This is a genomic window from Stenotrophomonas sp. YJH_SMC_43 (genome assembly GCF_059372535.1).
In genome coordinates, this window is the sequence record NZ_JCAFVQ010000002.1 from 405,029 (window position 1) to 419,472 (window position 14,444).

15 protein-coding genes are annotated in these 14,444 nt (G+C 66.8%); 6 read left to right on the forward strand and 9 right to left on the reverse strand.

The features are described from left to right. Positions 1 to 32 precede the first annotated feature (32 nt). Positions 33 to 788 carry an arginyltransferase gene (locus AC5QAH_RS08195; protein ID WP_010483343.1) on the reverse strand — a complete coding sequence of 252 codons (756 nt, stop codon included), beginning with the start codon at positions 786 to 788 and terminating at the stop codon, positions 33 to 35. A gap of 155 nt (positions 789 to 943) precedes the next feature. On the opposite strand from AC5QAH_RS08195, the gene AC5QAH_RS08200 reads away from it, so the two are divergent. Continuing rightward, positions 944 to 1,504: an EF-hand domain-containing protein gene (locus AC5QAH_RS08200; protein WP_099560426.1), complete on the forward strand. Its 561-nt coding sequence runs from the start codon at positions 944 to 946 to the stop codon at positions 1,502 to 1,504. A 51-nt stretch (positions 1,505 to 1,555) separates the two neighbouring features. Here the strand turns inward: AC5QAH_RS08200 and AC5QAH_RS08205 are convergent, their stop codons facing one another. From AC5QAH_RS08205 to AC5QAH_RS08220, 4 genes are all read right to left on the reverse strand, one after another. Next, a complete protein-coding gene (locus AC5QAH_RS08205) occupies positions 1,556 to 2,773 on the reverse strand; it encodes an RNA polymerase sigma factor (RefSeq protein WP_043396739.1) in 1,218 nt (405 codons plus the stop codon). Positions 2,774 to 2,997: 224 nt separating this feature from the next. Further along, on the reverse strand, positions 2,998 to 3,507 hold the full coding sequence (locus AC5QAH_RS08210) for a pathogenicity-like protein (protein ID WP_495232251.1): 510 nt from the start codon (positions 3,505 to 3,507) through the stop codon (positions 2,998 to 3,000). A gap of 4 nt (positions 3,508 to 3,511) precedes the next feature. Then, the gene (gene tesB / locus AC5QAH_RS08215; protein ID WP_005408551.1) at positions 3,512 to 4,432 is read right to left on the reverse strand and encodes an acyl-CoA thioesterase II; all 921 of its coding nucleotides are present in this window, start codon (positions 4,430 to 4,432) and stop codon (positions 3,512 to 3,514) included. 87 nt (positions 4,433 to 4,519) lie between these two features. Further along, positions 4,520 to 5,296, reverse strand: coding sequence for an enoyl-CoA hydratase/isomerase family protein (locus AC5QAH_RS08220; protein WP_010483336.1), 777 nt, complete (start codon positions 5,294 to 5,296; stop codon positions 4,520 to 4,522). Positions 5,297 to 5,330: 34 nt separating this feature from the next. Between AC5QAH_RS08220 and AC5QAH_RS08225 the strand changes: the two genes are divergently transcribed. After that, complete coding sequence (locus tag AC5QAH_RS08225) at positions 5,331 to 5,777, forward strand: copper chaperone PCu(A)C (protein WP_010483333.1); 447 nt, start codon at positions 5,331 to 5,333, stop codon at positions 5,775 to 5,777. Positions 5,778 to 5,849: 72 nt separating this feature from the next. Here AC5QAH_RS08225 and AC5QAH_RS08230 read toward each other — a convergent pair whose 3' ends face one another. The 3 genes from AC5QAH_RS08230 to uvrA form a co-directional block, all read right to left on the reverse strand. Next, entirely contained in the window at positions 5,850 to 6,575 is a 726-nt protein-coding gene (locus AC5QAH_RS08230) for an enolase (RefSeq protein WP_495232252.1), read from the reverse strand. Between the two features lie 85 nt (positions 6,576 to 6,660). Further along, positions 6,661 to 7,068: an acyl-CoA thioesterase gene (locus AC5QAH_RS08235; RefSeq protein WP_010483330.1), complete on the reverse strand. Its 408-nt coding sequence runs from the start codon at positions 7,066 to 7,068 to the stop codon at positions 6,661 to 6,663. Beyond that, on the reverse strand, positions 7,068 to 10,058 hold the full coding sequence (uvrA, locus tag AC5QAH_RS08240; protein ID WP_126560280.1) for an excinuclease ABC subunit UvrA: 2,991 nt from the start codon (positions 10,056 to 10,058) through the stop codon (positions 7,068 to 7,070). The genes AC5QAH_RS08235 and uvrA overlap by 1 nt, the downstream gene beginning before the upstream one ends. Before the next feature lie 337 nt (positions 10,059 to 10,395). On the opposite strand from uvrA, the gene rplU reads away from it, so the two are divergent. From rplU to cgtA, 3 genes are all read left to right on the forward strand, one after another. Then, entirely contained in the window at positions 10,396 to 10,704 is a 309-nt protein-coding gene (rplU, locus tag AC5QAH_RS08245; protein WP_005408557.1) for a 50S ribosomal protein L21, read from the forward strand. Between the two features lie 18 nt (positions 10,705 to 10,722). Then, complete coding sequence (rpmA, locus tag AC5QAH_RS08250; RefSeq protein WP_005415704.1) at positions 10,723 to 10,986, forward strand: 50S ribosomal protein L27; 264 nt, start codon at positions 10,723 to 10,725, stop codon at positions 10,984 to 10,986. Between the two features lie 193 nt (positions 10,987 to 11,179). Further along, a complete protein-coding gene (gene cgtA, locus AC5QAH_RS08255) occupies positions 11,180 to 12,232 on the forward strand; it encodes an Obg family GTPase CgtA (protein WP_392422527.1) in 1,053 nt (350 codons plus the stop codon). A 216-nt stretch (positions 12,233 to 12,448) separates the two neighbouring features. Here the strand turns inward: cgtA and rpsT are convergent, their stop codons facing one another. Continuing rightward, positions 12,449 to 12,718: a 30S ribosomal protein S20 gene (gene rpsT, locus AC5QAH_RS08260; protein WP_005408560.1), complete on the reverse strand. Its 270-nt coding sequence runs from the start codon at positions 12,716 to 12,718 to the stop codon at positions 12,449 to 12,451. Between the two features lie 117 nt (positions 12,719 to 12,835). On the opposite strand from rpsT, the gene murJ reads away from it, so the two are divergent. Beyond that, positions 12,836 to 14,440, forward strand: coding sequence for a murein biosynthesis integral membrane protein MurJ (murJ, locus tag AC5QAH_RS08265; protein ID WP_495232253.1), 1,605 nt, complete (start codon positions 12,836 to 12,838; stop codon positions 14,438 to 14,440). Positions 14,441 to 14,444: the final 4 nt, after the last annotated feature.

The following is a 14,444-nucleotide window of genomic DNA, read 5'->3' on the forward strand; positions in this document are numbered from 1 at the left end:
TATTGTGCACCTGGCCTGGTGTCAGCGGTTTGTCAGCGCCCGTCCAGTTCGTTGTCGAAATCGTGCCAGCGGCGGCCGTCGTACGCCTCCAGCGGATGGAAGCGGCGCTTGTAGTCCATCTTCTGGTGGCCGCGGATCCAGTAGCCCAGGTACACGTGTGGCAGGCCCTCGCGGCGCGCCCATTCAATCTGCTGCAGGATCGCGAAGGTGCCCAGCCCGCGCGCGGCGTGGTCCGGGTCGAAGAACGTGTAGACCGCCGACAGGCCGTGCTCGGTGACGTCGGTCACCGCCACCCCCAGCAGTTGGCTGGGCTGGCCGTCGTGGCCGGGCAGGCGCATTTCCATGAAACGGGTGTGCGACCAGCTGCCGATCAGGAACTGCTCGAATTCGTGCGGGCCGTGGTCGTCCATGCCGCCATTGGCGTGACGGTGGGTGAGGTAGCGGTGATACAGCGCGAACAGGTCGTCGCGGGCGGTGGCGGCGGTGATCCGTACCTCCAGGTCTGCATTGCGGGCGGCGCAGCGGCGCTGGCTGCGGTCCGGAGCGAAGCGCGCCACCGGGATCCGCACCGCCACGCAGGCCTGGCAGTGCGCGCAATGGGGCCGGTAGACCAGATCGCCGCTGCGGCGGAAGCCCCAGCTCAGTGCCAGCGGATAGAGCGCACCGAGGCGGCGGTCGTTCGGGTCCAGCACCAGGTCGCGTGCCACCCGGTCCGACCAGTACCCGCAGGGGTGCTCGCCGGTCTGGAAAAGTCGCAGTTCGTCGTCTCTGTCGCCATGCATCGCCATGGGCACAGCATAGCCCCAGGTTGTCGCAGTGGCGGCGACTGTCCGCCGGATGAATGGCACCGGCAGCGGCGTCAACCGATGTCGCGCCCGGGCGTTGTTGTCCCCGAGGGTGAAGTGATCACCCCGACGCTGTTCCCATCCCCAGGAGTGACCTCATGATCCGTACCCCCCTGCTGCTGGCCCTGCTGCTCGGCACCTCCGCTTCCGGTATCGCGCTCGCTGCCGACACCCCGGCTACGCCCGCGCAGCGTCCGGCCAAACTGGACACCAACGGCGACGGCGTCATCGACCGCGGCGAAGCCGCTGCCAACCCGCGCCTGGCCGCGAAGTTCGACGAGCTGGACAAGAACAAGGACGGCAAGCTCTCGCGCGATGAGCTGCCGCGCTGGAAGCATGGCCGCCGTGGCCACGGCGGTGAGCGCTGGGCCAAGCTGGACGTCAACAAGGACGGCCGCATCAGCCGCGAGGAAGCCAAGGCCGATCCGCGCCTGGCCGCGCGCTTCGACCAGCGTGATCTGAACAAGGACGGCTATCTGGACAAGGCCGACCGCGAGCTGCGCATGAAGCAGCATCGTGATGCCTGGTTCGCTGCCGCCGACACCAACAAGGACGGCCAGCTGAGCAAGGCCGAGTTCGACGCCGCCAAGGGCCCGATGCACGGTGGCCCGCGCCATGGCGGTCCGCGAGACGGTGGCGCACCGGCGCCGCAGCGCTGAGGGTCGACGCAGTGAATGACGACAACGCCGGCAGACTGCCGGCGTTGTCCGTTATACGTTTCCGCTGCGCATCAATGCATACACCACCAGGGCGATCACGAAGACGTTCGCGCCGATGATGCCGGTGCGCCCGTAGACGGATTCGTATTGCCAGTTGGTTCCGCTGCGGCCGCGCCGCGCCGAATCACGCGCGATCATGGGGGCCATCACGCGCTGCAGCGGCACCAGGCACTGGTAGTTCACCGTACCCAGGCCGATGACGAGAATGGCAAGTTGCAGCCACAGCGGCACCTGCAGCATCAGCGAAACCAACAGGCTGGTGCAGACGACCATCGCAGTGAACGTATTGAGGTGCACGAACCGTCGCACGGCCGCCCGTTCCTGCGGGGTGTCTGCGAAGCGCAGCAGGAAGCGGCCCCCCAGATAGCTGCCGATGATGCCACCGACGACGCCCCCGGCAACGGCGGCCCAGTTGCTGGCGGGTATCAGGTGCAGCTGGCTGGCGGCGGCCGTCAGTGAACCCATGGCTGCGCCGCCTGCGGCACTGACGCCGCCCAGGCCCAGCTTGCTGCCGCCCACGCCGACGCCGGTGCTGAGCAGGATCGCGGCACTGGCGGTGCCGGGTGCGGCCACCAGGACCATCGACACCACGGCGGTGGCGAATGCAGCGCTCGGCGCGCTGCTGCGTGCGAACTCACCGAAGCGCTGCAGCAGGCCGTCGCGCACCAGGGTGCGGGCGCGCGACAGGCGCTTGCGCACCGCCGCGTCGCTGAGACCGAGCAGGTCGGCCACTTGCTGCGAGCGCTGGCCTTCGCGGTAGTACAGCAACAGCACTTCGCGGCTGTCGGCGGGTAGGGTGGAGATGATGTCCTCGGCGGCGATTTCTTCCTCCACCCGCTGCAGGCGATCGGCGGCGCCCGGCGACGGATCTGCGGCCATCCCCATCGCCACCTCGGCCGCCTCGCCGGTCAGTGGACGGCCACGCTGGGCGCGCAGCCAGTCGCGGGCCAGGTTGCGGGTGATCTGCCGCAGCCACGGCAGGAAGCTGGTCGCGCTGCGCAGCTGGTGCAGCTGCTGCCAGCCCTTCACAAAGGCTTCCTGGGCAATGTCCTCGCTGGCCTGGCGGTCGCGGGTGATGGCCAGCGCGATGGCGGTGACCGTGTTCTGGCAGGCCAGCACGATGCGGCCGTAGGCGTGCTGGCAACCGCTGGCGGCAGCGGGCAGTTCGCGTTCCAGGGTCTGGTCAATCGATGCGGCGAACGTCGTCATGGCGGCGGCTCTCCTGCTGGGATTGTGTCCCATGACGGAGCTGCGCGCCCAATGTGACCGCAGATGCTGATGCATCTGCGGTCCGCGCATTCCACCTCATCCCCGCGCCGTTGGCGCACCCCCTTGAACAACAAGGGGGCTCCAATCCTGACGGGTTACGGTGAAGTCGCGACCCTGCTGCCAGGCCGCTGTGCTCGCCGGGCATGGCCCGGCGCTACCGCCTCTTACTTGGAGGGCTGGATACGGACCCGGATTTCTTCCTCTTCCGACGCGGCCTGAGGGGCCGGTTGCGCCTGCTGCGGCTGGGCCTGCGGGGCAGGGGCCGGTGCGGCAGGTGCCGGGGCGCCGCGATGGCGCAGGCCGATCACCAGCGCCACGCCGGCGATCACCACCAGCAGGGCGATGCGGATGCGCCAGGCCCAGCCGCGGCCGCTGCCGCTCGTTTCGGCGGTGTCGCGGAAGGCGAACTCGGCGGTTGGGTGGTCGCGGCGGGTGGTGTCGAGCAGGCGGGCCTCGCGCAGGATTTCGCGTGCGCGCGGCTGATCGTCGGCGCGCACGATCCAGACTGCCGGGTAGGCGTTGGCGTTGCCAAGGTCGGTATAGCTGAACTGACCGCGGCGGCGGGTCTTGTACGAGCGCCCGTTGGTCACCTTGACGTCGATGCCGTGCTCGCGCAGCAGGTCGGCTACGCCTTCGACGGTTTCCACGCGCTGGCTGCTGAAGATCTGGCGCATCGGTTTACTCCTTGGCCGGCACGGCGGCGGCCGCGGCCTGGTCGGGAACCACGCGGATCAGGCCCTCCTGCGCGGTACTGGCCACCAGCACGCCGTTGCGGGTGAAGAACTGGCCGCGGGCCAGGCCGCGCGAATCCTGCGCGCTGGGGCTGTCCAGGGAGTACAGCAGCCAGTCGTCGGCGCGGAACGGGCGATGGAACCAGATCGCGTGGTCGAGCGAGGCCATCTGCACGTGCGGGTGGTAATAGCTGATGCCGTGCGGGAAGGTTGCCGTTCCCAGCAGGTGGAAATCGGAGGCATAGGCCAGCAGCGCCTGGTGCAGTTCCGGGGCGTCGCCGACCGGCTCGCTCAGGCGCAGCCACACCTGGTGGTAGGGCGGACGCTTGGGCGGGTTCAGTTCGTCACGCGGGTAGACATGGCGGAACTCGAACGGGCCGCCGCGCGACAGCCAGCGCTGCACCTTGATCGGCAGCCGCTCCAGCACTTCGGCCGGCAGCGGACGGTTCGGTTCGATGTCTTCCGGCTGCGGCACTTCGGGCATCTTGTGCTGGTGCTCGGCGCCGGTCTCGGCCTGCTGGAACGAGGCCGCGCAGAAGAAGATCACCTTGCCGTGCTGGATCGCAGTGACCCGGCGTACCGAGAAGCTGCCGCCGTCGCGGGTGCGGTCCACGTCGTAGACGATCGGGTGGTCGATGTTGCCGGCGCGCAGAAAGTAGGCGTGCAGTGAGTGCACGTGGCGGCCGTTGTCGACCGTGGCCTGGGCCGCGGCCAGCGCCTGGCCCAGCACCTGCCCGCCGAACACGTACTTGGTGCCGATGTCGCGGCTCTGCCCGCGGAACAGGTTGTCCTCCAGCCGCTCCAGGGTGAGCAGGTCGATCAGCTCGGAGACGACGGGTTCGGGCGTGTCGTTCAAGGGGGCGGCCACGGCAGTGAAAGAGGGCCTGATTATACCGGTCAGGGGTCAGTTCCCTTTCGCCCGGCGAAAGGGATCTGACCCCGGGCGAGGCAACCGCTATTTGCCGAGGCGGGCCACGAGCGCCTGCAGGGCGTTCTGTGCGTCCGGCGCAAACCAGGCCTCGACGAAGCGGTCGAGCTGGATCAGGTCCGGCTGCAGCGCCACGTGCAGGTCCGCGCGGGCGATGGCGCGGGTCAGCAGCATCGGCTGGCGCGGCTGCTTGAGCAGGTTCTGCAGCCAGGCCACGGCACGCGCGACCACCAGGTCACCTTCGGCCAGTTCGTCGACCAGGCCGATCTGCAGCGCCTGTTCGGCCGGCACCAGCGAACCGGTGGTCAGCAGGACACCGGCGCGGTGCACGCCCACCGCACGGCGCAGCAGGCGCTGGATGCCCTCCGGTGCGATCAGGCCGACCTGCACTTCGTTCAGGCCGATGGCATATGGTCGCGACGGATCGGCGCTGCGCGCCATGACGCGGTAGTCGCAGCACAGGGCCAGCACGCAGCCACCCGCCGGGGCGTGGCCGGTGATCGCCGCGACCACCGGAATGCGGCTCTCGGCCAGCGTGCGCACGGCGCCAAAGAAGGCGTTCCAGGTGTCCAGCAACTTGTGCTTGTCATCTCCATGCGAGAGCAGGTGCGGCACGTCCATGCCGCCGGTGAAGATTCGCTCGCTGCCCGACAGCACGATGCCGTGCGCGTCTTCGGCCATGGCCAGCTCGATGGCATGGATCAACTGCCGGCACAGTTCGGTGTCCAGTGCGTTGACCGGCGGCCGCGCCAGGCGCAGTTCGCGAATGGGGCCATGGTTGATCACCTCGATGAGCGTCGTCATGCTGCGGTCTCGTTGCGAAGAAGGAACCTGGACGATGATAACCAAACCATTCGTTGGCGTACTGTTGGTTCTGTGTGCGGCCGCAGCATCGGTTTCGGCGGCGGAACCGGCCTGCGTCACGGTGGAGCAGGGCTGGGCGCGGTTGCCACCGAATCCGGCGATGCCGATGACCGCCGGCTACGGCGTGATCCACAACGGCTGCAGCAAGGCGGTGGTGATCACCGGCGCAAGCAGTGCGGTGTTTGGCGATGTGTCGCTGCACGAAACCACCATCGTCGATGGGGTCAGCCGGATGCGCGCGATCGAGCGCCTGCCACTGGCACCGGGCGCGCGTGCCGAGCTCAAGCCCGGTGGCCTGCACCTGATGCTGATGCAGGGCAAGGGCCCGTTGAAGGAAGGCCAGGCGCTGCCGCTGCGGCTGCAGCTGGAAGGCGGTGGCGAAGCGAGTGCGGCGCTGACCGTGCGCAAGGCTGCGCCGTAGCGGGATGGTAGTGCCGGCCGCTGGCCGGCAGCACAGGAAATGCCGGCCAGCAGCCGGCACTACTGCGGGGGCTTACGTCCAGTCGTACGAGAACAGCACCGTGCGGCTTTCCGGCTCGTACAGCATCACGATCGCATCGGCACCGGTGGCGCACCAGTTGTAGCCGGCGACTTCGGCCACGGCGAAGAACTTGTTGCCATTGCGGGTGATGGTTACGTCTTCCATGTCTGGCGTGCGATCACGGTCATGCATTGGAGGGAGGATTGAGATCCCAAATGCTGTCGGGATCTCTGCAGTCTCCGTCCAGTTGCCATACGAAATCGCGCCGCCCAGCGCATCCAGCCACGCTTGCTCGCCGGGCTCACCATCGCCATAGCGCGAATAGCTGGCCAGCCTGCCGTGCTGCTGGAAATAGGCCTGGGCCTTGGCATGGCTGCCGCGCATCTCAGCACTATGCGCACGCGCGTCTTCGTCTTCTACTGCGTCGCCCTGGAAATAGCCCTCGTTGCCGAGGAAGCGCATGCGGTTGTCGTCCGTTAATTCGAACGAGATCCAGTTGCTGCCGGTGAACTCGTTGTGGTGTTCTTCGGTGTTGTCGCCGATGCAGCCTTCGTACGGCTCGATCGGGCACAGCATCGTCGCCACCTGGCCGGCCAGTTCCGGGCGCAGCACGCCCAGGTCGATCTTCAGCAGCGGCAGCAGATGCTGGGCGAGCCACGCCTGGTCAGCGGGGAAGACGTCGGTGGGGAAGGGGACCATGCCGGGCAGCAGGTCGCTCAGTTCAGTCTGATGGATCATGTCAATCCTTTGAATTGCAACGGTAGCGCCGGGCCATGCCCGGCGGACCAGACGCCGACCAAGGTCGGCATCTACCAGAAGCGGATCAGCTCGACGCGCTGCGGATCGCCTCCGGCAGCGGTGCGCTCCTGCCGGTCTGCGTATCCATCCAGACCACCACCACGTTACCGTCGGAATACAGCTTCGAATCGTCCTGCTGGTCGACGATGCGGTGGCCGATGGTCACGCTGCTGTTGCCCAGGCGCTCGACGAACAGCTCGACCAGGATGTCGTTGGGCCACACGATCGGCAGCCGGTAGTTGACGTTGGTCGCGGCCACCACCGGTGCGATGCGGTCGGTCATCGACACGCCTTCAACGCCCAGCATCCAGCGCACGCGGGCTTCTTCCAGATAGGAAATGTACTTGGCGTTGTTGACGTGGCCCATGCTGTCCATGTCGCGCCACCGCACGCTGATCGGGATGCGGGCCAGGATCTTGTGTTCGCTGCTCATCAGGCGTCCTTCTTCTTGCGGGTCGTCGCGGTCTTGCTGGTCTTGCCGGTGCTCTTGGCAGCCACCGCCTTCTTCGCCGGCTTCTCAGGCTTCACCTTGCGTGGCGGACGGGCGTCGGGCTTGTTGGCCACCGCAGCCGGTTGCTCCGGGCGCGCGCTGGTGGAGGGCAGCATGCGGGCCAGGAACTGGCCGGTGTACGACTGCGGGCAGGCCGCCACGTCCTCCGGCGTGCCGGTGACCAGGATGGTGCCACCGCGATGGCCGCCTTCCGGTCCCAGATCCACAATCCAGTCGGCGGTCTTGATCACGTCCAGGTTGTGCTCGATCACCACCACCGTGTTGCCTTCGTCGCGCAGCTTGTGCAGCACGCCCAGCAGCGCTTCGATGTCGTGGAAGTGCAGGCCGGTGGTCGGCTCGTCGAGGATGTACAGGGTGCGGCCGGTATCGCGGCGTGACAGTTCCTTGGACAGCTTCACGCGCTGCGCTTCACCACCGGACAATGTGGTCGCGCTCTGGCCCAGCTTGATGTAGCTCAGGCCGACGTCGACCAGTGTTTCCAGCTTGCGCGCGATCGACGGCACCGGCTCGAACAGCTTCAGCGCATCCTCGACGGTCATTTCCAGCACGTCGTTGATGTTGAAGCCCTTGTACAGGATCTCCAGCGTCTCGCGGTTGTAGCGCTTGCCATGGCAGACATCGCACGGCACGTACACGTCCGGCAGGAAGTGCATTTCGACCTTGATCAGGCCATCACCCTGGCAGGCTTCGCAGCGGCCGCCGCGCACGTTGAAGCTGAAGCGGCCCGGCGAATAGCCACGCGCACGCGCTTCGGGCACCTGTGCGAACAGTTCGCGCAGGGGAGTGAACAGGCCGGTGTAGGTGGCCGGGTTCGAACGCGGGGTGCGGCCGATCGGCGACTGGTCGATGTCCACCACCTTGTCGAACAGGTCCAGGCCATCGATCTCCTTGTAGGGAGCGATCGGATGCGAGGCGCCGTTGATCTCGTTGGCGGCCAGCGAGAACAGGGTGTCGTTGATCAGGGTCGACTTGCCCGAGCCGGACACGCCGGTCACGCAGGTCAGCAGCCCCGACGGAATCGCCAGGTCCACGCCCTTCAGGTTGTTGCCGGTCGCCCCGCGCAGATGCAGGGTCATTTTCGGGTTCGGGGTGTGCCGGCGCGCCGGGATCTCGATCGCGCGCTTGCCCGAAAGGTACTGGCCGGTCAGCGAGCGTGGTGCCTCCAGGATGTCCTGCAGGGTGCCCTGGCCGACGATCTCGCCGCCGTGCACGCCCGCGCCCGGGCCGATGTCCAGCACATAGTCGGCCAGCCGGATCGCATCCTCGTCATGCTCGACCACGATCACCGTGTTGCCCAGGTCACGCAGGCGGGTGAGGGTGCCGAGCAGGCGTTCGTTGTCGCGCTGGTGCAGGCCGATCGACGGCTCGTCGAGCACGTACATCACGCCGACCAGGCCGGCGCCGATCTGGCTGGCCAGGCGGATGCGCTGCGCCTCGCCTCCGGACAAGGTGTCGGCCTTGCGCTCCAGGGTCAGGTAATCCAGGCCGACATCGACCAGGAAGCCGAGGCGTTCGCCGATCTCCTTGACGATCTTCGCGGCGATCTCGCCGCGCCAGCCCGGCAGGCTCAGTTCGCTGAAGAACTTCAGTGCCTCGTCGATCGGCAGCACCACCAGCTCCGGTAGCGGACGATCGGCCACGAACACGTTGCGTGCCGCCTTGTTCAGGCGCGCGCCGTTGCATTCCGGGCACGGCCGTTCGCTGATGTACTTGGACAGCTCCTCGCGCACCGCCGGCGATTCGGTTTCCTTGTAGCGGCGTTCGAGGTTGGGAATGATGCCCTCGAAGCGATGCTTGCGCTGGGTGCGGCCACCGGCTTCGGTGAAGTAGGTGAAGGTGATCGTTTCGTCGCCGCTGCCGTACAGCACGGCCTGCTGGATCTTGGCCGACAGCGAGTTCCACGCGGCGTCCACGTCGAACTTGTAGTGCTTGGCCAGCGAGGCGATCAGCTGGAAGTAGTAGGCGTTGCGACGGTCCCAGCCACGCACCGCACCAGCGGCCAGCGACAGCTCCGGGTGCACGACCACGCGCGAAGGGTCGAAGAACTCGGCGATGCCCAGGCCATCGCAGCCGGGACAGGCACCCATCGGTGCGTTGAACGAGAACAGACGCGGTTCCAGCTCCGGCAGCGAGTAGTCGCAGACCGGGCAGGAGTACTTGGAGGAGAACAGTGCCGGCGTGGCGTCGGCGGTGTCCAGGCTCTGCACCGAGGCCATGCCATCGCCGAGCTTCAGCGCGGTCTCGAAGCTCTCGGCCAGGCGCTGCTTGATGTCCTCGCGCGGGCGGAAGCGGTCGATCACCGCCTCGATGGTGTGCTTCTGGCGCAGCGCCAGCGGCGGCACCGCATCGATTTCATGCAGCTCGCCGTCCACGCGCACACGCACGAAGCCCTGCGCGCGCAGCTGGTCGAACACCTGGGCGTGTTCGCCCTTGCGGTCGCGGATGACCGGGGCCAGCAGCATGTAGCGCTGTTCCGGGTCCAGGGTCAGTACCTGATCGACCATCTGGCTGACCGTCTGCGCTTCCAGCGGATAGCCGTGGTCCGGGCAGCGCGGAGTGCCGACGCGGGCGTACAGCAGGCGCAGGTAGTCGTAGATCTCGGTGATGGTGCCGACCGTCGAACGCGGGTTGTGCGAGGTCGACTTCTGCTCGATCGAGATGGCCGGAGACAGGCCTTCGATGTGGTCCAGGTCCGGCTTTTCCATCACGCTCAGGAACTGGCGCGCATAGGCCGACAGCGATTCGACGTAGCGGCGCTGGCCTTCTGCATAGATGGTGTCGAACGCCAGCGAGGACTTGCCCGAACCGGACAGGCCGGTGATCACGATCAGCTTGTCGCGGGGCAGGTCGAGGTCGAGGTTCTTCAGATTGTGCGTCCGCGCGCCGCGGATGCGGATGAAATCCATCGCCATGGGGGATCCGGTTGTGGGGGCGTTGGCTGGGTGCCGGGCCAGCAGGGAACGGCAATCGGTCAGCCTACCGAGGTGACCAGATGGGGGCAATGGGCGACAATGCCAGCCCGATGTCTCACCTGATGAGACAGGCCGACAGCTTTGTGTAGAGCCGGGCCATGCCCGGCTGCCTGGGCCCCGGACCGTTCAGCCGGGCATGGCTCGGCCCTACAGGGCCGGCCCCGGGCTGTGCAGGGGTTGACTTGACCCGCGCCCGCTGATCTGCGTACAATTCCGCTCCTGTCCGCCCTCGATGGCGGCAGCTCAGACCACAATAACTACAGAGGAAGGCCTGGTCATGTACGCAGTACTGGTCACCGGCGGTAAGCAATACCGCGTGGCGCAGGGCGAAAAGCTCCGCATTGAAAAGCTCGAAGTCGAAGTCGGCAGCGAGATCAAGTTTGACAACATCCTGATGCTGGGTGACAGCGACGGCGTGAAGCTGGGCGATGCGCTGAAGGGCGCTGCCGTCACCGCCAAGGTCCTGTCCCAGGGTCGTGCTGACAAGGTCCGGATCATCAAGTTCCGTCGCCGCAAGCACCACATGAAGCGTCAGGGTCACCGTCAGTACTACACCGAAATCGAGATCACCGGCATCGCCGGCTAAGCATCAGGAGAAGCAGTCATGGCACATAAAAAGGGCGTAGGCTCCTCGCGCAACGGTCGCGACTCCAACCCGAAGTACCTGGGCGTCAAGATCTTCGGCGGCCAGGCCATCGAAGCCGGCAACATCATCGTGCGTCAGCGCGGCACCCAGTTCCACCCGGGTTCGGGCGTTGGCCTGGGCCGTGACCACACCCTGTTCGCCCTCGTGGACGGCAAGGTGGAGTTCTCGGTCAAGGGCGCCAAGAAGCGCCGCACCGTCAGCATCGTCTCGGCCGACGCCTGATCCAGGCATCGCCGGCACCCGTGCCTCGGCATGGCCGTGCTGGATGAAGAGCACGCTGCATGAAGAGCCCCGCTTCGGCGGGGCTTTTCGTTAGAGTGGACGCAAGACCGGCCAGGCCGGGTTGCCGGCCAGTGGCTGGCATGACATTCAAGGCGGCGGCTGGCAGGCCGCGCCCATCGCAGGCATCGAAACAATGAAACTGGTAGACGAAGCAGAAATCGAAGTGTTCGCCGGCAACGGCGGCAACGGCTGCATTGGCTTCCGTCGCGAGAAGTTCATTCCGCTCGGCGGCCCGGACGGCGGCGACGGCGGTGCGGGCGGCAGCGTGTACATCCGCGCCGACGAAAACCTGAACACCCTGGTCGACTTCCGCCATGACCGCATCTTCAAGGCGCAGCGTGGCGAGAACGGCATGGGTCGCCAGGCCTATGGCAAGGGCGGCGAAGACCTGACCATCACCGTGCCGGTCGGCACCGTGGTGATCAACGTCGCCACCGATGAAGTCATCGGCGACCTGACCCAGCACGGCGATCGCCTGCTGGTGGCCAAGGGCGGCCGCGGTGGCCTGGGCAACATGCACTTCAAGAGCTCGACCAATCGCTCGCCGCGCCAGGCGCTGCCGGGCGAGCCGGGTGAGGAGCGCACGCTGAAGCTGGAGCTGAAGCTGCTGGCCGACGTCGGCCTGCTGGGCTTCCCCAATGCCGGCAAGAGCACCCTGATCCGTGCCGTTTCGGCTGCAACGCCGAAGGTGGCCGATTACCCGTTCACCACGCTGTACCCGAACCTGGGCGTGGTGAAGGTGGAGAACCACCGCAGCTTCGTGATCGCCGACATTCCGGGCCTGATCGAAGGCGCTGCGGACGGCGCCGGCCTGGGTGCGCAGTTCCTGCGCCACCTGCAGCGCACCCGCCTGCTGCTGCACCTGGTGGACATCTCGCCGATGGAAGGCGGCGTGGAGGGGATTTCGCCGGTGGAGCAGGTGCGTGCGATCGAACGCGAGCTGGAGAAGCACGATCCGGAGCTGCTGAACAAGCCGCGCTGGCTGGTGCTGAACAAGGCTGACCTGATGTTCGAAGACGAGGCGCAGGCCGCGGCCGAGCAGATCGTCGCCGAGCTGGGCTGGAAGGAGCCGTGGTTCCTGGTCTCCGCGCTGGGCCGCGAAGGCACCTTCCCGATCATGAGCCGGATCATGGCCTTCTTCGATCGCCAGAAGGAAGACGAACTGGAAGCCCGCAACGCGCAGTAATGCCGTTGTGGTTCCGTGCAAAAAACCCGGCTTCGGCCGGGTTTTTTGTTGGGACTGCCTTTCCTGTAGAGCTGAGCCATGCTCGGCTTTCCGCGCAGACGGCAGCCGAGCGTGGGCTCGGCTCTACATAAGCTGGATCGCAGGCAACAAAAAACCCGGCCGGGGCCGGGCTTTTGTCTGCAGCCCAACCCCGAAGGGCAGGGCGGCAACGCCGGATCAGGCGGCCTTGAGGGCCTTGATGCGGTCGTTCAGGCGGCTCTTATGGCGAGCAGCCTTGTTCTTGTGGATCAGGCCACGCGCGCTGAAGCGATCCAGGATCGGCTGGGCAACGGCGAAGGCGGCTTCGGCGCCGGCGGCATCGTTGGCGTCCAGCGCCTTGATCACTTTCTTGACAGCGGTGCGCAGCATCGAGCGCTGAGCCACGTTGCGCGCGTTGCGCACGACGGTCTGCTTGGCGCGCTTCTTGGCGGACTTGATATTGGCCACGGTGGTGGTTTCCTGAAAAAATCGGTGTTATGGGAACAGCAAGCTAGCTAGTATGATGGCCCGAGAAATGCACGTCAAGTCGATTGTCAAGAGGGACGCTGAGTGAGTTCACCGAAGATGTTGCGAGGCCTGCTGTCGTTCAGCAGCATGACCATGGTCTCGCGGGTGCTCGGACTTGTCCGGGACCAGGTGATCACCACCACGTTCGGCACCAATGCGGTCACCGATGCGTTCTGGGTTGCCTTCAGGGTACCCAATTTCCTGCGCCGGTTGTTCGCCGAAGGCTCCTTCGCTACCGCTTTCGTGCCGGTGTTCACGGAAGTGAAGGAAACCCGCAGCCACGCCGAACTGCGTGAACTGATGGCCCGCACCGCCGGCACCCTGGGTGGGGTGCTGATGCTGGTCACCGCGCTGGCGCTGATCTTCGCGCCGCAGCTGGCCTCGGTCTTCTCAAGCGGCGTTGATACCGACCCGGTGAAGCAGGGCCTGCTGGTCGACCTGTTCCGCCTGACCTTCCCGTTCCTGTTGTTCGTCTCGCTCACCGCGCTGGCCGGCGGCGCGCTGAACAGCTTCCAGCGCTTCGCGATGCCGGCGCTGACCCCGGTCATCCTCAACCTGTGCATGATCGCCGGTGCGCTGTGGCTGGCGCCGCGGCTGGGCGGCACACCAGAGAAGCAGATCCTGGCGCTGGGCTGGGCGGTACTGGCTGCCGGCATCCTGCAGCTGCTGTTCCAGCTGCCCTCGCTGAAGGGCATCAACCTGCTGGCCCTGCCGCGCTGGGGCTGGAGCCACCCGGGTGTGCGCAAGGTGATGACGCTGATGGTGCCGACCCTGTTCGGCTCCTCGGTGGCGCAGATCAACCTGCTGCTGGACACGGTCATCGCGGCCAAGCTGACCGACGGCTCGCAGTCCTGGCTGTCGCTGGCCGACCGCTTCCTGGAGCTGCCGCTGGGCGTGTTCGGCGTGGCCCTGGGCACGGTGATCCTGCCGGCGCTGGCCCGCCACCACGTGAGTACCGACCGCGAGGGCTTCTCGCGCTCGCTGGACTGGGGCCTGCGCATGACCCTGCTGATTTCGGTGCCGGCCATGCTGGGCCTGCTGCTTTTGGCCGAACCGCTGATCGCGACCATCTTCCAGCACGGCCAGTTCAGCGCCTTCGATACCCGCATGACCGCGCTGTCGGTGTACGGCCTGAGTTTCGGCCTGCCGGCGTTCGCCCTGCTGAAGGTGGTGCTGCCGGCGTTCTACGCCCGCCAGGACACCAAGACTCCGGTACGCGCCGGTGTGGCCGCGCTGGTGGCCAACATGGTGTTCAACTTCGCCCTGCTGGCCGTGCTGTACCAGGTGATGGTGCCGGACGAACTGAAGGCGCAGGGCGTGATGGCGGCCATCGGCAAGCAGCCGGGCCTGCACCTGGCGCTGGGCATTGCCAGCGCACTGTCCAGTTACCTGAACCTGGGCCTGCTGTGGTACTGGCTGGGTAAGACCGACGTCTACCAGCGCCGGCCGGGCTGGGGCGGCTATCTGGCCCGCCTGCTGCTGGCCTGCGCGGCCATGGTCGGTGTGCTGCTGGCCCTGCTGTACTGGCTGCCGGGCTTCTCGGCCATGAGCGTATGGGAGCGGATCGGTGCCCTGGCACTGCTGGTCGGCGGTGGCGGCGCGACCTACGCGGTGGCCATGCTGGCGATGGGCTTCCGCCCACGCGACCTGCGTGGGCATTGATCGC